The 19,021-nt window shown below is 44.0% G+C and carries 19 protein-coding genes, 1 tRNA gene and 1 pseudogene; 15 read left to right on the top strand and 6 right to left on the bottom strand.

What is annotated here, in order from left to right; genetic code table 11:
* Positions 1–162: 162 nt before the first annotated feature.
* Positions 163–2,325, bottom strand: a complete 2,163-nt coding sequence (locus tag BHV73_RS03955) for a glycoside hydrolase family 97 protein (RefSeq protein ID WP_022219579.1) — start codon at positions 2,323–2,325, stop codon at positions 163–165.
* A gap of 204 nt (positions 2,326–2,529) precedes the next feature.
* Here BHV73_RS03955 and crcB point away from each other — a divergent pair, with 204 nt between their 5' ends.
* From crcB to eno, 3 genes are all read left to right on the top strand, one after another.
* Complete coding sequence (gene crcB / locus BHV73_RS03950) at positions 2,530–2,907, top strand: fluoride efflux transporter CrcB (RefSeq protein ID WP_087426279.1); 378 nt, start codon at positions 2,530–2,532, stop codon at positions 2,905–2,907.
* 10 nt (positions 2,908–2,917) lie between these two features.
* Positions 2,918–3,586, top strand: coding sequence for a pentapeptide repeat-containing protein (locus BHV73_RS03945; RefSeq protein WP_286736855.1), 669 nt, complete (start codon positions 2,918–2,920; stop codon positions 3,584–3,586).
* A 65-nt stretch (positions 3,587–3,651) separates the two neighbouring features.
* Complete coding sequence (gene eno / locus BHV73_RS03940) at positions 3,652–4,932, top strand: phosphopyruvate hydratase (protein ID WP_009121438.1); 1,281 nt, start codon at positions 3,652–3,654, stop codon at positions 4,930–4,932.
* Between the two features lie 135 nt (positions 4,933–5,067).
* On the opposite strand, the gene BHV73_RS03935 is transcribed toward eno, so the two are convergent.
* Positions 5,068–5,141, bottom strand: a tRNA-Thr gene (locus BHV73_RS03935).
* A 232-nt stretch (positions 5,142–5,373) separates the two neighbouring features.
* Here BHV73_RS03935 and BHV73_RS03930 point away from each other — a divergent pair.
* From BHV73_RS03930 to BHV73_RS03905, 6 genes are all read left to right on the top strand, one after another.
* Positions 5,374–5,901 (top strand): DUF4199 domain-containing protein, encoded by a 528-nt coding sequence (locus tag BHV73_RS03930; RefSeq protein ID WP_087412561.1) that lies wholly within the window; start codon positions 5,374–5,376, stop codon positions 5,899–5,901.
* A 64-nt stretch (positions 5,902–5,965) separates the two neighbouring features.
* Positions 5,966–6,919, top strand: coding sequence for a glycosyltransferase family 2 protein (locus BHV73_RS03925; RefSeq protein WP_022219574.1), 954 nt, complete (start codon positions 5,966–5,968; stop codon positions 6,917–6,919).
* Between the two features lie 2 nt (positions 6,920–6,921).
* A complete protein-coding gene (locus BHV73_RS03920) occupies positions 6,922–7,407 on the top strand; it encodes a DUF6452 family protein (protein WP_087412562.1) in 486 nt (161 codons plus the stop codon).
* Positions 7,376–8,143, top strand: coding sequence for a DUF6048 family protein (locus BHV73_RS03915; protein ID WP_087426280.1), 768 nt, complete (start codon positions 7,376–7,378; stop codon positions 8,141–8,143). Before BHV73_RS03920 ends, BHV73_RS03915 begins: the two co-directional genes overlap by 32 nt.
* Before the next feature lie 4 nt (positions 8,144–8,147).
* Entirely contained in the window at positions 8,148–8,729 is a 582-nt protein-coding gene (locus BHV73_RS03910; protein WP_009121433.1) for a manganese efflux pump MntP, read from the top strand.
* Positions 8,730–8,784: 55 nt separating this feature from the next.
* Complete coding sequence (locus BHV73_RS03905; protein ID WP_087412564.1) at positions 8,785–9,807, top strand: FAD:protein FMN transferase; 1,023 nt, start codon at positions 8,785–8,787, stop codon at positions 9,805–9,807.
* A gap of 29 nt (positions 9,808–9,836) precedes the next feature.
* Here the strand turns inward: BHV73_RS03905 and BHV73_RS03900 are convergent, their stop codons facing one another.
* Both BHV73_RS03900 and BHV73_RS03895 read right to left on the bottom strand, forming a co-directional pair.
* Positions 9,837–10,205, bottom strand: coding sequence for a DMT family protein (locus tag BHV73_RS03900; protein ID WP_004289767.1), 369 nt, complete (start codon positions 10,203–10,205; stop codon positions 9,837–9,839).
* Positions 10,206–10,242: 37 nt separating this feature from the next.
* Positions 10,243–10,995 carry a PP-loop family protein gene (locus tag BHV73_RS03895; protein WP_087412565.1) on the bottom strand — a complete coding sequence of 251 codons (753 nt, stop codon included), beginning with the start codon at positions 10,993–10,995 and terminating at the stop codon, positions 10,243–10,245.
* Between the two features lie 135 nt (positions 10,996–11,130).
* Here BHV73_RS03895 and BHV73_RS03890 point away from each other — a divergent pair, with 135 nt between their 5' ends.
* The 6 genes from BHV73_RS03890 (at position 11,131) to BHV73_RS03865 (ending at position 17,773) form a co-directional block, all read left to right on the top strand.
* A complete protein-coding gene (locus tag BHV73_RS03890) occupies positions 11,131–12,561 on the top strand; it encodes a tetratricopeptide repeat protein (RefSeq protein WP_195621822.1) in 1,431 nt (476 codons plus the stop codon).
* 7 nt (positions 12,562–12,568) lie between these two features.
* Complete coding sequence (locus BHV73_RS03885) at positions 12,569–13,039, top strand: NfeD family protein (RefSeq protein ID WP_009121429.1); 471 nt, start codon at positions 12,569–12,571, stop codon at positions 13,037–13,039.
* Between the two features lie 40 nt (positions 13,040–13,079).
* A complete protein-coding gene (floA, locus tag BHV73_RS03880; protein WP_009121428.1) occupies positions 13,080–14,081 on the top strand; it encodes a flotillin-like protein FloA in 1,002 nt (333 codons plus the stop codon).
* A gap of 95 nt (positions 14,082–14,176) precedes the next feature.
* Positions 14,177–15,055, top strand: a complete 879-nt coding sequence (locus tag BHV73_RS03875; RefSeq protein ID WP_286736764.1) for a nucleoside phosphorylase — start codon at positions 14,177–14,179, stop codon at positions 15,053–15,055.
* A gap of 464 nt (positions 15,056–15,519) precedes the next feature.
* On the top strand, positions 15,520–16,905 hold the full coding sequence (mnmE, locus tag BHV73_RS03870; protein ID WP_196053331.1) for a tRNA uridine-5-carboxymethylaminomethyl(34) synthesis GTPase MnmE: 1,386 nt from the start codon (positions 15,520–15,522) through the stop codon (positions 16,903–16,905).
* Positions 16,906–16,960: 55 nt separating this feature from the next.
* Positions 16,961–17,773, top strand: coding sequence for a TrmH family RNA methyltransferase (locus tag BHV73_RS03865; protein WP_286736762.1), 813 nt, complete (start codon positions 16,961–16,963; stop codon positions 17,771–17,773).
* 11 nt (positions 17,774–17,784) lie between these two features.
* On the opposite strand, the gene BHV73_RS03860 is transcribed toward BHV73_RS03865, so the two are convergent.
* Both BHV73_RS03860 and BHV73_RS03855 read right to left on the bottom strand, forming a co-directional pair.
* Positions 17,785–18,822 carry an alcohol dehydrogenase gene (locus BHV73_RS03860; protein WP_286736760.1) on the bottom strand — a complete coding sequence of 346 codons (1,038 nt, stop codon included), beginning with the start codon at positions 18,820–18,822 and terminating at the stop codon, positions 17,785–17,787.
* A gap of 89 nt (positions 18,823–18,911) precedes the next feature.
* A pseudogene (locus BHV73_RS03855) lies at positions 18,912–19,021 on the bottom strand (MFS transporter); the annotation flags it as partial.

The raw sequence follows: 19,021 nt of genomic DNA, 5'->3' as shown, positions 1-19,021 counted from the left end.
CCTTGTGTTATTAGTTATTTTATTAACGGCCGCAAAGGTACAAAGAAGTTTCCTTGTTAGCGCCATTTTCCACCTCTAAAAAAATAATAAAAAGACTCCCCGCCGAACGAAAATCCGGCGGGGAGCCAACCAATACCTAATCGGAAACTCTTTTTACCCTGATTATTTCCACTTCTTCACAGCTTTCTTGTCAGCCGGAGTAGCTTCAATCAAGCTCAGCGCAAAGCCACCGCTACGCGCTTCCTTAACGGACATTTTGGTTTTGGCGGTTACGATGCCTTTCTTTATCCGGTAGGAAGTGGGGTTCTCTTTGTAGTCGGCATCCTTACCGTCGGCATACAGGGTAGCCACATATTGCTTGCCCGGTGTCAAGAAATCGAGCGTAAAGTCGGCCGTACGGGCGTTTTCATCTGTAATACCGCCTACAAACCAGTTATCGGTACCTTTCGCCTTACGGGCTACGGTAATGTAATCTCCCGGTTCGGCCTCGATATATTTGCTATCATCCCAATCTACGGCTACATCCTTGATGAACTGGAACGCATCCATGTGCTTCTCGTAATTCTCCACCAGGTCGGCAGCCATTTGCAGCGGACTGTAAAGGGTTACGTAAAGAGCCAATTGCTTGGCAAGCGTGGTTTGCACCTGTCCGTGAGGCAGGTCGCCCATGAAATCCAGTTTTGTATCGAAAATACCCGGAGTATAGTCCATCGGACCGCCGATAAGACGGTTGAACGGAAGCAGTGTAGTGTGGAACGGCTTGCTACCGCCAAATGCCTCGTATTCGGTACCGCGGGCGGATTCGTTACCAATCAGGTTCGGATAAGTACGGCACAGCCCGGTAGGACGTACGGCTTCGTGGCCGTTGACACAGATTTTATAGTCGGCGGCTTTCTTTACGGCATGGAGATAGTGATTGTTCATCCACTGTCCGTAGTGATGTTCGCCGCGGGGAATGATATCGCCTACGTAGCCGCTCTTCACGGCGTTATAACCGTTGTCCACCATAAACTGATAGGCTTTATCCATATGGCGTTCGTAATTGCGGACGGAAGAAGAGGTTTCATGATGCATCATCAGCTTAACGCCTTTGCTCTTGGCGTATGCATTCAGCATCTTTACATCGAAATCGGGGTACGGAGTTACAAAATCGAAAACATAATCCTTGGAATGTCCGAACCAGTCTTCCCAACCTTCGTTCCAGCCCTCTACCAGCACCTGGTCGAAACCGTTGGCGGCCGCAAAGTCTATGTATCTCTTCACATTCTCATTATTGGCGCCATGACGTCCGTTGGGTTTTGTTTTGGAATAGTCCGTTTCGCCCAACTTAACGGAAGGAAGATCGTCCGTATATGCCCATGTGCTCTTACCGGCAATCATTTCCCACCATACGCCTACATACTTCACCGGTTTAATCCAGGAAACATCTTCATAAGCGCAAGGCTCGTTCAGATTCAAAGTCAGCTTGGAAGCGAGGATATCGCGCGCATCGTCACTTACAATCACCGTACGCCACGGCGACTTGCAGGGAGCCTGCATATAACCTTTATCACCTACCGCATCGGGTGTCAGCCAAGATTCAAAAATAAGGTTCTTATCATCCAGGTTCAGGTGCATGCAAGAGTAGTCTACCAAAGCGGCTTCGTGCAGATTGATATACAGGCCGTCGGCCGTTTTCATTTGAAGAGAAGTCTGTACGCCTGTCGGAGAGAACTGCGTCTGCGACGCATTACCGGTAATGGCTCCTTTCATCAGGCCGCGGATTTCGGAGAGTTTGGACTCTGTAAAGTCATACTCCTGCGTATCGTAGTCACCCGGAATCCAGAATGCCTTATGGTCCCCCGCCATGGCAAACTGGGTACGTTCTTCTTTGATAACGAAGTAATTCAGATTCTTCTGCAAGGGGAACTCATAACGGAACCCGAGACCATCGTCGAAAAGACGGAAACGGATAATGATATTACGGTCTTGCGCTTTCTGGTTCAGCGTTACGGCCATTTCATTATAGTGGTTGCGGATTTGTTTCACTTCACCCCACACCGGTTCCCATGTTTCATCGAATGTGGAAGTTTGGGTATCGGTCAGAGTGAATCCGTTCATCAGTCCCGGATCGTTCTTCAGTTCCAAACCGAGCTTTGAAGGTTTAATAACGGCCTTTCCTTTATAGAAAAGTTCATAGACAGGTTCACCTTGAGGATTGACGGAGAAGTTTAATTGAAGTTGGCCGTTGGGCGAGGTTATGCTCCCGGCCATTGCTGCGCTGCCCATAAAAAGGGCGAGCAGGAAGCAGGTTAGTTTAGTGCAAATTGCTTTCATGTTTCTCATGCTATGGTTTATAATTTATTTAATGCAAATATAAGCAGGAAAGTCTCCTGATTTAAAGTTATCAAATGAAAATAGATATGAAATAAAAGCAAACGTTTGCATAAGTGATTATAAACCTGTTTTTTAAAGAAAAGACGCCCAGTCGAAAATACAAATGGGATGAAAACATTATCTTTGCCAACCAAATACCAGACTTCGATTATTATGACTAAAATACTGATAGCCATATTTCTTGGCGGCGGCACCGGCAGCGTATTGCGCTATTGCGCGCAAATGGCGCTCCACGAACGGATAGTACCCTACTCCTTTCCCTGGGCCACATTTGCCGTAAACATCATCGGAAGTTTCCTGATAGGATTGTTCTATGCCTTGTCCGCGCGCTTCAACTTATCCACGGAAGTAAGAATGCTGCTGACTACCGGCTTGTGCGGCGGCTTCACCACCTTTTCCACATTCTCCAATGACGGATTGATTCTGATAAAACAAGGATTCTACGGGTTATTCGCCCTATATACCTTATTAAGTATTTTATTGGGATTTTTTGCGGTATTGGGCGGAAGTATTTTAGGAAAGACCTTTTAAAATGGCAGCCATGAGACCGAGCAAACCTTTCAGCATGCCGCCCGTACGGATTGTCTCGCCCACTCTTGAAGGACAGGCCGAGAGCTCCAAATCACTCAAGGAATGGTTCGTGACAGAAGAAACCGTCAGAGGGCTGCGCTTCAACAAACAGACGGAAGAGTCTATCGATTGCTCTTATAAGAGTATCACCAATTGTACTTTCAGTCATGTACAGTTCAACAACTGCAAACTGAAGGCAACCCACTTTACGGATGTCCGTTTCGAGCATTGCGATTTGTCCAATATATCGTTTGCGGAGAGCTCCCTTTTCCGGGTAGAATTCATTTCCTGCAAGCTGGTCGGGACAAACCTGCCCGAAACGATTCTGAATCATTGCAGGATGCGGGATTGCAATGCAAGATATCTCAATCTGTCCATGAGTAAAATCAACCAGGCGGAATTCGCCACCTGTGATTTGCGCAACAGCGACCTCAACGACTGCAAACTGACTTCCGTCGCCTTTACAGATTGCGAACTGGTGGAAGCGGAATTTTCGCATACTCCGCTAAGAGGCATCGATTTGAGTGATTCGCATATCGAGGGCATACATGTCAATCTGCCGGACATACGGGGAGCTATCGTCAGTACCCACCAAGCCATGGACCTGACCAGCCTGTTGGGACTCGTAATAAAAGACTGAAAGCCCGAACAATTTTCCGTTTTCGCTTGTTATAGTCATAGAATTTACATTTAAAATAAAATAAGATGAAAATAGAAAAGATTATCGGACGTGAGATTCTCGATTCAAGAGGAAACCCTACTGTAGAAGTTGATGTAATATTGGAGTCAGGCTTTATCGGCCGCGCTTCCGTACCCTCCGGCGCATCCACCGGCGAACATGAGGCTCTGGAATTGCGCGACGGCGATAAGAAACGTTACGGCGGCAAAGGCGTGCTGAAAGCCGTTGACAATATTAATAATATCATCGCTCCCAAACTGATTGGCATGTCTGCTCTCGAACAGATGAGCATCGACCATGCCATGCTGGCGCTGGACGGCACAAAGACCAAATCCAATCTGGGCGCCAATGCCATTCTGGGTGTTTCACTTGCCGTAGCCAAAGCGGCGGCGGCCTACCTCGACGTTCCCCTTTACCGCTATATCGGTGGAACAAATACGTATGTAATGCCGGTTCCGATGATGAATATCATCAATGGCGGTTCGCACAGTGATGCCCCTATCGCTTTCCAGGAATTTATGATACGCCCGGTAGGCGCCAATTCTTTCCGCGAAGGCCTACGCATGGGTGCAGAAGTGTTCCACGCCCTGAAGAAAGTATTGCACGACCGCGGCCTCAGTACCGCCGTTGGCGATGAGGGCGGTTTCGCTCCCGGTCTGGCAGGAACGGAAGACGCTTTGGACTCGATTATTGCCGCCATTAAGGCTGCCGGCTACGAACCGGGTAAGGACGTAATGATTGCTATGGACTGCGCCTCTTCCGAATTCTATCACGACGGCATTTACGATTACAGTAAATTCGAAGGCGAGAAAGGCAAGAAACGCACAGCCAACGAGCAAGTTGATTATCTGGAAGAACTGATTAACAAATATCCTATCGATTCTATCGAAGACGGAATGAGCGAAAACGACTGGGAAGGTTGGAAAAAACTGACCGACCGCATCGGAAACCGCTGCCAACTGGTAGGTGACGACTTGTTTGTCACCAATGTGGACTTCCTCGCCATGGGTATCGAAAAAGGTTGCGCAAACTCCATACTGATAAAGGTAAACCAAATCGGCTCCTTGACAGAAACGCTGAATGCCATCGAAATGGCGCACCGTCATGGCTACACAACCGTTACTTCTCACCGTTCCGGTGAAACGGAAGATGCTACGATTGCGGACATTGCCGTAGCGACCAACAGCGGTCAAATCAAAACCGGTTCTTTAAGCCGCTCAGACCGTATGGCCAAATACAATCAGCTGTTACGCATCGAAGAAGAGCTAGGAAACAACGCCGTATACGGATACAGAAGAATAAAATAAGTACATGTAAAAGTCAGTAAATGACAGGTATTAAAAAGTTAGAGGGAGTACACCATAACAGTGTACTCCCTCATCTTTTATAGCAATATTATAAAGAAAAAGAGATGCGTCATTACTGACGTATCTCTTTTTTTGAGCCTCTTGTCGGATTCGAACCAACGACCCCGAGATTACAAATCACGTGCTCTGGCCAACTGAGCTAAAGAGGCAGGCGGGTAAGCTTTCTATATCGCGCCGCTACAACCAACTACCTTTGCTGCGATCAAGCCCTGGAGGATTTGAAGGGAGCTGGCCGTATAGGACTTACCCATATTTGCGGGTGCAAAGGTAGATAAAAATTTTAAATCCGCAATACCTTACCCTAACTTTTTTCAACTTTAACAAGAATACAGGGTCTACAACCAATATTATTTATAACTTTGCGCCATATTTCTAAGAAAAATGGCAGAAAATAAAGGTTACATGCAATACGCGATGTTGTTCGGCACCTATTTAGGCGGATATTGGATTTTAAAATTCATTCTCTTTCCTCTGGGGCTGACAATTCCGTTTTTATCTTTCCTTTTCGTAGGGCTCACGTTATGTGTTCCTTTCATGGGGTATTATTATGTACGAATGTATCGTAATACTGTATGCGGTGGCGGTATCAGCTTCCTACATGCATGGATATTCACAGTATTTATGTATATGTTTGCCGCATTGCTGACGGCTGTGGCACATTACATTTATTTCCGTTTCATCGATCATGGTTTCGTTATCAATGCCTACGAGTCGCAAATCGATATTTTAAATCAAAGTGGCGTACCGGGCATAGAAGCCTACGCAAACATGTTTCAAGAAACACTGGAGACTGTGAAATCGCTCACTCCCATAGACATCACCATGCAATTGGTGTCATGGAATGTATTTTGCGGCTCATTACTTGCTCTTCCCACCGCCTTATTTGTAATGAGACGTAAGAAGGAATGACAAGCAAAGACGGATTTCAGATAAATTCAGGTATAGTGTAAATAGTAAAATCGTAAATAAGCAAATGGATATTTCAGTTGTCGTTCCTTTATATAATGAAGAGGAGTCTCTTCCGGAATTGTTTGCATGGATTGAGCGGGTAATGAAAACCCATAACTTTTCTTATGAAGTTATTTTCGTCAACGACGGAAGTACCGACCGTTCCTGGCAAATAATCGAGCAATTACAAGCAAAGTCCGATAAAGTGCGCGGAATAAAGTTCCGTCGCAATTACGGTAAATCACCGGCGCTCTATTGCGGTTTTGAACAGGCCCAAGGCAATGTCGTGATTACAATGGATGCCGACCTGCAAGACAGTCCTGACGAAATACCGGAACTATACCGCATGATTACGGAAGATGGTTACGACCTGGTATCCGGCTGGAAACAAAAGAGATATGATCCGCTGTCAAAGACCATACCGACAAAGCTGTTCAACGCCACGGCACGCAAGGTGTCCGGCATAAAGAACCTGCATGATTTTAACTGCGGCCTGAAAGCCTACCGCAGAGACGTTATAAAAAACATAGAAGTGTACGGTGAAATGCACCGTTATATCCCCTATCTCGCGAAAAATGCCGGATTCAAGAAAATTGGCGAGAAAGTCGTACATCATCAGGCACGGAAATTCGGCAAAACAAAATTCGGCGGGTGGAATCGTTTCTTCAACGGATATCTGGACTTAATATCGCTTTGGTTCCTTTCCACGTTCGGTATCAAACCTATGCACTTCTTCGGCATATTGGGTTCGCTGATGTTCTTTATCGGATTCGTCGCTGTCATTATAGTCGGCGCCAGTAAGCTGTATTACATGAACCAGGGTATGCCATACCGCCTTGTGACAGACTCCCCTTACTTCTACCTGTCACTAACATCCATGATTATCGGTACGCAGTTATTTGTGGCCGGTTTCCTCGGAGAACTGATATCCCGCAATGCGCCGGAGCGCAACAAGTACCAAATTGAGAAAATGATTTAACCATGAAAGCATTAGTCAAGTTCATAATATTCGGGGCTATTCTTTTCCCTGTTTTCAGCGTAGTAATATCCTGTTCGGAAGAAGCAGACTGCTCAATGGCGACACGAGCCATGATGCAATGTTACCTATATACATTAGATCCTGAAACCAAAGTGGTATCTAATGATACACTGGATTCGTTGACGGTTACTGCCTTTGGTACGGATTCCGTTATCATCAACAACCAAAAGAAAGTGCACGACCTATCATTGCCATTGAGATATACCGCCGACTCCACTGTACTGGTATTTCGTTACAGCGAAACATTGACAGACACACTTGTCGTCCACCAGACCAATACACCTTACTTCCTGTCAATGGATTGCGGTTATCAAATGAAACAAGCCATAACAGGTGTACGTTATAGTCGTCACAGCCTTGATTCTATTCGCATTGCAAATAAAGAAGCCGGAATTTATGGAGCAGAAAATCTTAAGCTATTCTATTAGTCTGGCACTCTGTTTACTGTTGTCTCTTCCCTTGCAGGCGCAAAACAGCAACCTTTCTTCCCCACCGGCAAACAACCCGCCCAAAAAGGAGAAAAAGGAAGCCAAAGAGGAAGTGTACTATCCGCTATACAATGGTATTTCTGTCAGCGTAGATTTATGGGGTCCCGGAAGCAAACTGCTTGGAAGCGACTTCTTCAGCAGCGAAGTGGCTGTCGATGTAAATCTTAAAAACCGTTTTTTCCCCATTGTAGAATTAGGATACGGCAATACCGATACTTGGAGTGACAAAGGAGTACATTATAAAACCGGCGCTCCCTATTTCCGCATCGGCATGGACTATAACGCACTTTATAACAAGAAACACGGGCATATGATTCTCGTCGGTCTGCGCTATGCGGCAACCGGTTTTAAATATGATGTAGAAGCGTTAGCAGTCAACGATCCTGAATACGGCGGTAGTTTGGGTAATCCGAATTTAGTAGACGGCATTTGGGGAAACAGCCTGCCTTTTAATTATAAAGGAATGAAAGGCTCGATGCAGTGGGCTGAATTTTGCGTCGGCATACGGGCGCACGTATGGAAAGACCTGTATATGGGTTGGGCCCTACGATTTAAATTCCGTCTGAGTTCTTCCGTTGCCGGGCACGGAGATCCGTGGTATGTACCGGGCTACGGCAAATACAACGGAAACACAACCGGGGTTACCTATACAATAACTTATAAACTACCATTCTGAGACAATGACAGGATTAGAAATCTGGCTGCTTGCTATAGGGCTTGCGATGGACTGTTTCGCCGTATCTATAGCCAGTGGGATTATATTAAAACGTGTTCAGCTGCGTCCGATGCTGATAATGGCGTTGGCTTTCGGCTTTTTTCAGGCGCTCATGCCATTGCTTGGCTGGATAGGCGCCAGTTTTTTCAGCCATCTCATTGAAAGTATAGACCATTGGGTAGCTTTTGCCATTTTAGCTTTTCTTGGTGGACGCATGGTCATGGAATCTTTTAAAGATGAAGGCTGCAGGCATGAATTCGACCCAACCAGTCTGAAAGTAGTCTCCGCATTAGCAGTAGCCACCAGTATCGACGCTTTGGCGGTAGGCATTTCGTTTGCATTTCTGGGTGTCCGTAATTTTGCAGCCATTCTGCCGCCTATCGGCATCATAGGGTTTGTGTCTTTTGCTTTATCATTTATCGGACTGATGTTCGGTATCCGATTCGGATGTGGTATTGCCCGCAAGCTGCGTGCAGAACTTTGGGGAGGTATTATCCTTATCATTATCGGTACAAAGATATTGATAGAACACTTATTCTTGAGTTAAGAGTTGCAAACCAGAGAAAGAAAAATTTGATTCATTTATTTTAGTATCAGACATTATGGATAAGAAAGTACAACGGAACTTTTTATGGATTGCCTTACTCGTATTAGGTACTATCGGAATACTTGCGCGTCACAATCGCACGGCTCCTTATCAGACTGCCAGCGGACTGATTTTTGGAACCGTCTACAACATAACTTACCAGTACGACGGTGATTTAAAAGCAGAAATAGAAACCGAGCTCAAACGATTTGACGGTTCACTGTCGCCATTCAATGACACAGCTACCATTACTCGTATCAACCGGAACGAAAATATTATTCCCGACACATTCTTTGTCAACGTATTCCGCCGCAGTATGGAAATATCCCAGGAGACCGAAGGAGCTTTTGACATCACAGTAGCCCCATTAGCCAATGCTTGGGGATTCGGATTCAAGAAAGGGGCATTTCCCGACTCCACCATGATAGACAGCCTATTGGATATTACAGGCTACACAAAAGTTTCATTATCCGCTGACGGAAAGGTAATCAAACAAGACCCTCGTATCATGCTTTCGTGCAGTGCCGTAGCCAAAGGGTATGCAGTAGATGTCGTTGCACAGCTGTTGGAAAAGAAAGGTATCAGGAATTTTATGGTAGATATAGGCGGAGAAGTAGTAGTTCGCGGAGAAAACCCGAAAAAAAGTTTATGGCGGATCGGTATCAACAAACCGATAGATGATTCGCTTGCCGTAAATCAGGAATTGCAAACGGTATTACAGGTCACCGATGTGGGTATAGCGACTTCAGGCAACTATCGAAACTATTATTATAAAGACGGCAAGAAATATGCCCATACCATCGACCCGCGTACAGGATATCCGGTACAGCATAACATTCTGTCGGCCACCGTAGTGGCCCGCGATTGTATGAGCGCAGATGCTTACGCCACCGCCTTCATGGTGATGGGATTGGAGGAAGCCGAACGTTTTGCCGACGCCCATCCCGACCTTGACGCATGTTTTATATATACTGATGAAAACGGAGAATTCCAGATGTTCTATACGAAAGGAATGGAAAAGTATATGACAGGAAAATAACAAATTAGCGGGTAAAACCCGCTAATTTGTTATTTATAGAAAACGAAATATACTGCCAAGACCAGGCATACGAATGCCGCAAAATGGTTCCAATGCAAAGATTCCCCTTTAAACAGCACAGTGGTAAATATCGTAAAGATAATAAGCGTTACCACTTCCTGAATAACCTTTAACTGCATTAATGAGAAAGGACCGCCGTTACCGATAAAACCGATACGATTTGCCGGAATTTGAAAAGCATACTCTGCCAGCGCTATCATCCATGAAAACAAGATAACGGCATAAAGCGGCCAATTAGAGATAACTTTCATTTCTTGCAGTTTCAAATGTCCGTACCAGGCAAATGTCATAAAGACATTAGATACAATTAAAAGTAAAATGGTATAAAAAGCTTTCATATAATAATTGAATATTTAGAAATTACTTATTAATGGTCTATCCTATCTCTGTTCTTTTCGGCAACAATTCATCTTGCACATTACTCATGCTCCCCCATAAACTATACCGGGCTTCAGGATTCATCTCTTCCAACTGATGTAAAATACCTTTCATCGTGCTTCGGCTCGACTGCGATTCATAAGGACAGTTCTTCATTTGTTTCCGATAATCCCTTATCCTCGCCAATTCTATCAAGTCCGCTTCGTGTACAAGACACATCGGCCGTATAATCGTCATATCGAACTTCTTCATTACCAACCGCGGTGGCATCGAACTGAATGCCCCCTGATAGGTAATATTCATCAGCAGAGTTTCCAAAATATCATCCATATGATGTCCCAATGCAATTTTGTTGCATCCCTGCTCTTTAGCTACAGTAAATAAAGCCTTTCGCCGATTCCAAGAACATAAAAAACAAGGGGATTTACGAGTATCAGTACTCGCATCAAACTCTGTTTCATACAGAACAAAAGGTATGCCCCATGATTCTACAAAATTTCTAAGATACTCCGCATCGCTCTGATAAGGAATATTCTTCATGACTACGTGCACGGCAATCACCGAAAACTTCGGTTTAAAAACCCGGGCACGACGAGCCAGCAGTTCAACCAACGCCAAAGAATCTTTCCCACCGGAAAGCCCGATGAGAATCCTGTCGCCGTCTTCAATCAGTCGGTATTCCACCACACCTTTACTGAACCGTTTTTCAATACGTCGCAATGTCTTTTCTTCCTCTGTAAACCGTGCCATAAAAATCAGTTAAAAGTCGGCTGCAAAAGTAACTGAAAAGAATCATTTAAAGAAGAATTAACATAATAGAATCACGGAAAACAGCTTTATTCCCGATTAATTTGTATTTTTGAACTCATTAAAAAGATTTTTAGTATGAAGAATAAATATATACTGCTTTTACTTTTTGTTTTTTGGGGAATACATGCTTCAGCGCAAACCCTTGCCCAGGCTAAAGCGCTCTATGAAAAAGGCCAATATGAACAAGCAAAGCCCGCCTTTAAGAAATTTGTGAAATCACAGCCCAATAACGGAAATTACAATTTGTGGTATGGAGTATGTTGTCTGAATACGGGAGAAGCGGAAGAAGCCATAAAGTATTTGGAAACAGCCGTAAAGCGCCGGGCTACCAGCGGGCAGCTTTTTCTGGCACAAGCTTATAATGCCACTTACCGATTTGAAGACGCCGTTAACACCTATGAAGATTATATTGCCGAACTGGCAAAAAGGAAACGTTCTACCACCGAAGCCGAAAAACTTCTGGAAAAGAGTAAAGCAAATCTTCGTCTGCTGAAAGGCGTAGAAGAAGTGTGCTTCATCGACAGTTTTGTTGTAGATAAGAAAGATTTTCTCGAAGCATATAAAATCAGTCCCGAATCCGGGAAATTGTTTATGTACGATGCCTACTTTGAGAATTCCAATGGTACAGGCGGTACCGTATACGAAACGGAGCTGGGAAATAAGATTTATTATAGCGAGTTACAGAAAGATAGTACGCTCAATATCCTGTCGCGCAACAAAATGATGGACGAATGGGGGAAAGGCAGTATGCTCCCCGGCAGTATCAACGAGTCCGTGAATGCCAGTTATCCATACGTATTGGCAGACGGCATCACGATCTATTACGCAGCAGACGGTCCTTCATCAATGGGCGGATACGATATTTTCGTAACACGCTACAACACGAATGCAGACACTTACTTAACTCCGGAGAACGTAGGCATGCCGTTCAACTCGCCTTACAACGATTATATGTACGTTATAGATGAGTTCAACAATCTCGGTTGGTTTGCATCTGACCGCTATCAGCCGGATGGTAAAGTCTGTGTATATGTATTCATTCCTGCCTCATCCAAACAAGTATACAACTACGAAAGCATGGATAAAAACAAGCTTATAAAGCTTGCCCGGCTCCATTCCATTAGAGATACTTGGACAGATGAAAGTTTGGTAACTGATGCAAGAAAACGCCTGCGGGAAATAATGCAGGAAAAGCCGGAAACAAAAAAACACCATGAATTCGAGTTCGTGATTGATGATCGAAATACTTATCATTATGCTGCCGATTTCCGCTCTCCGCAGGCAAAAGCGCAATTTAAAAAATATCTGCAACTGGAAGAAAGCTATAATCTGCAACTGGGTAAACTGGAAAATATGCGTACTCAATATTCACGTGTCAATCAAAACGAAAAAAATAAAATGGCTCCGGCCATACTTGATTTAGAAAAACGAGTGCAACAGTTGGTAACCGAAATAGACCGTGCTGCTATCCAAGTACGGAAGTTAGAAAAGCAAATCATTAAATAGAACAGCCATGGACATATTCATCATCGCAGTTTTAATCGTTGCAGCAGTTATACTGTTCCTCGTAGAACTATTCATAATACCGGGTATCAGCATTGCCGGCTTTTTAGCGGGCGGTTGTATCATTTACGCCAATTACTATGCTTTTGCCAATTTAGGAACAACAGCAGGATTTATCACACTCGCCATATCCGCTATAACCTGCGTCGGTTCATTAGTGTGGTTCATGCGCTCCAAAACCCTGGATAAGATAGCTTTGAAAAAAAACATCACTTCAAAAGTAGACCGTAGTGCCGAAGAGAAGGTAAAGATAGGTGATACCGGTACTACCACTACCCGTCTTGCTCTCATCGGATATGCCGAGATAAACGGTGACATCGTAGAAGTAAAATCCACAGACGGTTTTCTGAATGAAAAAACTCCCGTTATAGTAAATCGCATTACAGACGGAGTAATACTTGTGGAGAAGAACAAATCGTAAATTACAAATCACTAATAAGTAATCATTAATAACTAAAATCATGGATCCAAGCACGATGTATCTCACCGCCTTTATTATCATAGGCGGTATCATTTTTCTGGTACTGTTTTTCCACTATGTACCATTCTTCCTATGGCTGTCTGCCAAAGTTTCAGGGGTTAACATATCACTGGTTCAACTATTCCTGATGCGTATTCGTAATGTACCGCCTTATATCATTGTGCCGGGCCTGATTGAAGCACATAAAGCCGGTTTGAGTAACATCACCCGCGATGAACTGGAAGCACACTATCTGGCCGGCGGACACGTCGAGAAAGTAGTGCATGCCTTAGTATCGGCTTCTAAGGCCAACATCGAATTACCTTTCCAAATGGCAACTGCCATCGACCTTGCCGGACGTGATGTGTTTGAAGCAGTTCAAATGTCGGTAAATCCAAAGGTTATTGACACCCCGCCTGTTACAGCTGTGGCAAAAGACGGTATCCAGCTGATTGCCAAAGCCCGCGTAACAGTACGTGCCAACATCCGTCAGCTGGTAGGTGGTGCCGGAGAAGATACTATTCTTGCTCGTGTAGGCGAAGGTATCGTATCATCCATCGGTTCTTCTGAAAACCATAAATCGGTTTTGGAAAATCCCGATTCCATTTCCAAGTTAGTGCTTCGTAAAGGATTGGATGCCGGTACGGCTTTTGAAATCCTGTCTATTGATATTGCCGACATCGACATAGGTAAGAATATCGGTGCTGCCTTACAGATAGACCAGGCTAATGCGGACAAAAATATCGCTCAAGCAAAAGCTGAAGAGCGTCGTGCTATGGCCGTTGCCAGTGAACAGGAAATGAAAGCAAAAGCACAAGAGGCGCGTGCTAAAGTTATCGAAGCCGAGGCTGAAGTACCTAAGGCTATGGCAGAAGCATTCCGTAGCGGTAATCTGGGTATAATGGATTATTACCGGATGAAAAACATTGAGGCGGACACTTCAATGCGCGAGAACATTGCCAAGCCGACAACCGGTACATCCAACCAGCCATTGAGCAAATAACCCGGTAAAGCTGCCGATATAAACGTCGGAACCGGTGAACAGAAATCGGTTACCGGCGTTTTCTCTTTATAAACGAACTTATAATACCCCGTAACATGAAAAAGTATTTTGCATCTTCCGAACTTATTATCAATGAAGACGGTTCCGTTTTTCATTTACACGTAAAGCCTGAATGGCTGGCAGATAAAGTAATCCTCGTAGGCGACCCCGGCCGGGTAGCATTGGTCGCTTCCCATTTTGAGACTAAAGAATGTGAAGTAGAAAGCCGCGAATTTAAGACGATTACAGGTACTTACAAAGGTAAACGTATCACTGTTGTTTCTACCGGTATCGGTTGTGATAACATTGATATTGTTATGAATGAGTTGGATGCCCTTGCCAACATCGACTTTCAGACGAGAGAGGAAAAGCCTCAGCTACGCCAATTGGAATTGGTTCGTATCGGTACGTGCGGCGGTCTGCAGCCTTACACTCCCGTAGGAACTTTTGTCTGCTCTGCCAAATCCATCGGTTTCGACGGCTTACTGAACTTCTATGCCGGACGTAATACTGTTTGTGATTTGCCTTTCGAACGTGCTTTCCTTAATCACATGGGATGGTCGGGAAATATGTGTGCTCCTGCTCCTTACGTAATTGATGCAGATACAGAATTGATAGATCGTATAGCCGAAGATGATATGGTACGAGGCGTCACTATTGCCGCCGGAGGATTCTTCGGCCCGCAAGGGCGGGAACTGCGTGTCCCCCTGGCAGACCCACATCAAAATGATAAAATTGAGAAATTCGAATACAACGGTTATAGGATTACTAATTTTGAAATGGAAAGTTCAGCATTAGCCGGTTTAAGCCGTTTAATGGGGCATAAAGCTATGACCATTTGCATGGTAATTGCCAACCGCTTAATTAAAGAAGCCAATACCGGATATAAGAATACAATAGACCAGCTTATTCTTAAAGTACTCGAACGTATTTAAGTATCTTATAACAAAGTCTTAATCATTTCTATCAGATAGTACAATGAATAAGGCTTTGTTATATTTATTACATCCTGCATGATATGCCTGCTGTTGTTTTGCATGCGTGGGCGTCTTGTCACAGTAGCAGCAGGCATAGCTATGGAGGGCTATTATTTGTATACTATTTGTTGGGGATGGTTTCAGATTAGCCAATACTAAATCAGAGAGAAGCATAAAGATTATATTTACATTTCCTCGTTATTCTTTACCCATAGCTACTCACATTTTTTACAGCAAGACATCTATTTGTAATACTGCGATTTCTGATTCATCTGGTGCTAAGTTCTTCTACTCTACCATTACGTATTTCCTTCAAATAATCCTTCTCAATGTAATACGTCCTTTTTGAAGTATTTTTAATAGCATTAAACATTAAATTAAGAGAAACCACTATCTTTGCCAAATAAAATAAACTGGAAATAATGAACCAAGATACAATTTGCGCCATAGCGACCGCCCAAGGAGGGGCTATTGGATGTATTCGTGTTTCCGGACCGGAAGCTATTGAGATCACATCTCGCATTTTTATCCCCGCCGCTACCAATAAAAAATTAGAGAACGGCAAACCCTATACACTTACTTTTGGGCGCATTTATGACGGTCCTGAAATTATAGATGAAGTACTTGTCAGTTTATTTCGCGCACCTCACTCCTATACCGGTGAAAATAGCACAGAAATCACTTGCCATGGTTCAGCCTATATTCTTCAAAAAGTATTACAACTACTTATCAAGAGCGGTTGTCGTATGGCCGCCCCGGGTGAGTATACTCAACGTGCGTTCCTAAATGGGAAAATGGACTTAAGTCAGGCTGAGGCAGTTGCCGATCTAATCGCCTCGTCTTCTGCAGCGACCCATCGTCTTGCCATGAGCCAAATGCGGGGCGGTTTCAGTAAAGAACTTACTGCTTTACGCGATCAATTGCTTCATTTTACCTCACTTATCGAATTGGAATTAGACTTTAGTGATCACGAGGAGCTGGAATTTGCCGACCGTTCCGAGCTTTGCCAACTAGCGAATAACATTGAAAAAGTCATAGCTCGTTTGGTAAATTCATTCAGTGTAGGTAATGCCATTAAAAACGGTGTTCCTGTAGCTATCGTTGGTGAAACGAATGCAGGAAAATCTACGTTACTCAATGTCTTACTTAATGAAGAGAAAGCCATTGTCAGTGATATTCATGGTACTACACGAGATATCATCGAAGATACAGTTAATATAGGTGGGATCACTTTCAGATTTATTGATACGGCAGGTATCCGTGAAACCAACGATACGATTGAAAGTATCGGTATTGAACGTACCTTCCAAAAATTAGATCAAGCAGAAATCGTTCTTTGGATAATTGACGCTACGGATGCCCAAACTCAAGTTACCCAATTAGCCGGTCAACTTCTTCCTCGTTGTGAAAGAAAGCAGCTTATCCTCGTTTACAACAAAGCCGATTTGGTGGATAATATACAAAATAGTATTCCTAATGATTTTCCTGACAATGTAAAATCAATCATCCTATCCGCAAAAAATAGAGAACATATTGAAGAACTTCAACAAATGTTGATAACATCTGCTCATCTTCCTACTGTTACTCAAAATGATGTTATAGTTACCAATGTTCGCCATTATGAAGCGTTAAACAATGCATTGGAATCTATCCACCGAGTGCAGAAAGGTTTGGCAAATAATATTTCTGGGGATTTCGTATCACAAGATATTCGGGAATGTATTTTCCATTTGAGTGATATTGCAGGAGAAGTAACGAATGATATGATATTACAGAATATATTTCAGCACTTCTGCATCGGAAAATAATAAAAACCTAGCGCAAAAGTCTCCAAAACATATAACACCATTAATAAATAGCAATATGCCCATCATCGAAATATCATCACTATCCTACCCAGGAGTAGAAATCTTCAGTACTCTCACCGAAGCGCAGCTACGCAATCGTATCGAACCATCCAAAGGTATTTTTATCACAGAAAGTCCTAAAGTTATTTCTGTGGCTATCAATGCAGGCTATGAACCTTTAGCTCTCTTATGTGAGCGAAAGCACATCACAGGTGATGCTGCAACTATCATTGAACGTTGTGGAAATATTCCGGTCTATACAGGTAAAAGAGAATTGCTTGCTACCTTGACCGGATACACTTTGACCCGTGGTGTTCTTTGCGCTATGCGTCGCCCTAAACCACATAACATCGAAGAAATATGTCGGGAAGCCCGCCGCATCGTGGTAATAGACGGCGTAGTTGATGCAACCAATATCGGAGCCATTTTCCGTTCTGCAGCTGCTCTTGGCATAGATGCTGTATTGCTCACTCCTACTTCCTGTGATCCGCTCAACCGTCGTGCAGTAAGAGTATCTATGGGGTCAGTCTTTCTGGTACCATGGACTTGGCTGGATACCTCCTTTAGCAAGCTTCACGATTTAGGATTCCGTACTGCAGCTATGGCACTAACGGATGATTCCATCTCCATCGATAACCCTCTTTTGGCAACCGAACCTAAATTAGCTATTATAATGGGAACTGAAGGAGACGGACTATCATACGAAACGATTGCCGAAGCCGACTATGTAGTACGCATCCCCATGTCACATGATGTCGACTCACTCAATGTGGCAGCAGCCGCTGCCGTAGCTTTTTGGCAACTCCGTGCACCGGATTCCAACAAGTAATAGTATAATTCTCATTTTCCTTCTATCGCAATCTTAATCACCCCTTCCAATCTATTTTCGAAAATATGATATGCCTCTTCAATCTTCCCCAAAGGAAACCGATGTGTAATAAGCGGCGTAGTATCTATCTCTCCTTCCTCAATCAAACAGAGTATTTCGGCGCAATCGCATCCGTCAACCCCACCTGTTTTGATAGTCAGATTCTTACCATACATATCCGGTAAGGGAAGGAGCTGAGGTTTGTCATAAAGGGCTACTACAGTGACGACCGCATTAGGACGGGCACATTCCCATGCCATACGGAAAGTATCTTCAACCCCAGCCACTTCCAACACGACATCAGCACCGCCATGCTCACTGTTTCGAAGCACAAAATCTCTACAATTCTCCGGTATTGTCACCAGCACATCAGGATAATGCTCACGAATAAACCGAATCCTTTCGGAAGACTTTTCACAAACAATAATGCGTTTCGGTTTCTTCAACATCACACAAAGCAAAGTGCATATCCCGGTAGGTCCCGCCCCTATAATAAGTACAGTATCCTCTTCAGAAATCTCCGAGATACGAGCCGCCCAAAAACCAGTTGCAAGCACATCGCCTACAAAAAGCGCCTGCTCATCACTCACCGAATCAGGAATACGGTTCAATCCCTGATCGGCATAAGGGACTCTGACATACTCCGCCTGTCCGCCATCAATACGGCATCCTAATGCCCAACCACCATTCACATCCGTACAGTTATTCACATATCCGTGTTGACAGAAAAAGCATTCGCCGCAAAAAGTCTCAACATTTACAGTAACCCTGTCACCCGGTTTGACCGAAATTACACTGCTCCCAACCTGTTCAACAACACCCACCATTTCGTGCCCGACCGTTATTCCGGGGACAGCACGCGGCACGCTACCATGTTTAATATGCAAATCACTGGTACAGATACTGCCAAGTGTTACACGAACAATAGCGTCGCGCGAATCTCTCAAATCGGGCGTTGGTTTGTCCAACAGCCCGAATTTTCCATGTTCGATATATGTATATGCAAGCATAGCATCCCTCCTTTATTATCAGTTCCTAATTTTTTTTTTGCGAATATAATCATAACGCACATAATAAAAGAACGATAACACAAAAAACACTACTCTTTATTGCTTGCATTCCACACCAGCAACGCCAATAACACGGACAGCAATGCCGCACCTATCCAGAACCAATTGATATAGGTAAAATCATAGACCTCCACACCAT

Source organism: Bacteroides sp. 44_46 (genome assembly GCF_001915465.1).
Classification (GTDB): domain Bacteria; phylum Bacteroidota; class Bacteroidia; order Bacteroidales; family Bacteroidaceae; genus Bacteroides; species Bacteroides clarus.
The sequence above is the reverse complement of the archived record's forward strand: the minus strand, read 5'-3'. Positions and strand labels throughout refer to the sequence as shown.

Bases quoted from the DNA above. Each gene is read 5' to 3' on its own strand.
- BHV73_RS03955 (WP_022219579.1), bottom strand. From the start codon at position 2,325: ATGAGAAACATGAAAGCAATTTGCACTAAACTAACCTGCTTCCTGCTC.
- crcB (WP_087426279.1), top strand. From the start codon at position 2,530: ATGACTAAAATACTGATAGCCATATTTCTTGGCGGCGGCACCGGCAGC.
- BHV73_RS03945 (WP_286736855.1), top strand. From the start codon at position 2,918: ATGAGACCGAGCAAACCTTTCAGCATGCCGCCCGTACGGATTGTCTCG.
- eno (WP_009121438.1), top strand. From the start codon at position 3,652: ATGAAAATAGAAAAGATTATCGGACGTGAGATTCTCGATTCAAGAGGA.
- BHV73_RS03930 (WP_087412561.1), top strand. From the start codon at position 5,374: ATGGCAGAAAATAAAGGTTACATGCAATACGCGATGTTGTTCGGCACC.
- BHV73_RS03925 (WP_022219574.1), top strand. From the start codon at position 5,966: ATGGATATTTCAGTTGTCGTTCCTTTATATAATGAAGAGGAGTCTCTT.
- BHV73_RS03920 (WP_087412562.1), top strand. From the start codon at position 6,922: ATGAAAGCATTAGTCAAGTTCATAATATTCGGGGCTATTCTTTTCCCT.
- BHV73_RS03915 (WP_087426280.1), top strand. From the start codon at position 7,376: ATGGAGCAGAAAATCTTAAGCTATTCTATTAGTCTGGCACTCTGTTTA.
- BHV73_RS03910 (WP_009121433.1), top strand. From the start codon at position 8,148: ATGACAGGATTAGAAATCTGGCTGCTTGCTATAGGGCTTGCGATGGAC.
- BHV73_RS03905 (WP_087412564.1), top strand. From the start codon at position 8,785: ATGGATAAGAAAGTACAACGGAACTTTTTATGGATTGCCTTACTCGTA.
- BHV73_RS03900 (WP_004289767.1), bottom strand. From the start codon at position 10,205: ATGAAAGCTTTTTATACCATTTTACTTTTAATTGTATCTAATGTCTTT.
- BHV73_RS03895 (WP_087412565.1), bottom strand. From the start codon at position 10,995: ATGGCACGGTTTACAGAGGAAGAAAAGACATTGCGACGTATTGAAAAA.
- BHV73_RS03890 (WP_195621822.1), top strand. From the start codon at position 11,131: ATGAAGAATAAATATATACTGCTTTTACTTTTTGTTTTTTGGGGAATA.
- BHV73_RS03885 (WP_009121429.1), top strand. From the start codon at position 12,569: ATGGACATATTCATCATCGCAGTTTTAATCGTTGCAGCAGTTATACTG.
- floA (WP_009121428.1), top strand. From the start codon at position 13,080: ATGGATCCAAGCACGATGTATCTCACCGCCTTTATTATCATAGGCGGT.
- BHV73_RS03875 (WP_286736764.1), top strand. From the start codon at position 14,177: ATGAAAAAGTATTTTGCATCTTCCGAACTTATTATCAATGAAGACGGT.
- mnmE (WP_196053331.1), top strand. From the start codon at position 15,520: ATGAACCAAGATACAATTTGCGCCATAGCGACCGCCCAAGGAGGGGCT.
- BHV73_RS03865 (WP_286736762.1), top strand. From the start codon at position 16,961: ATGCCCATCATCGAAATATCATCACTATCCTACCCAGGAGTAGAAATC.
- BHV73_RS03860 (WP_286736760.1), bottom strand. From the start codon at position 18,822: ATGCTTGCATATACATATATCGAACATGGAAAATTCGGGCTGTTGGAC.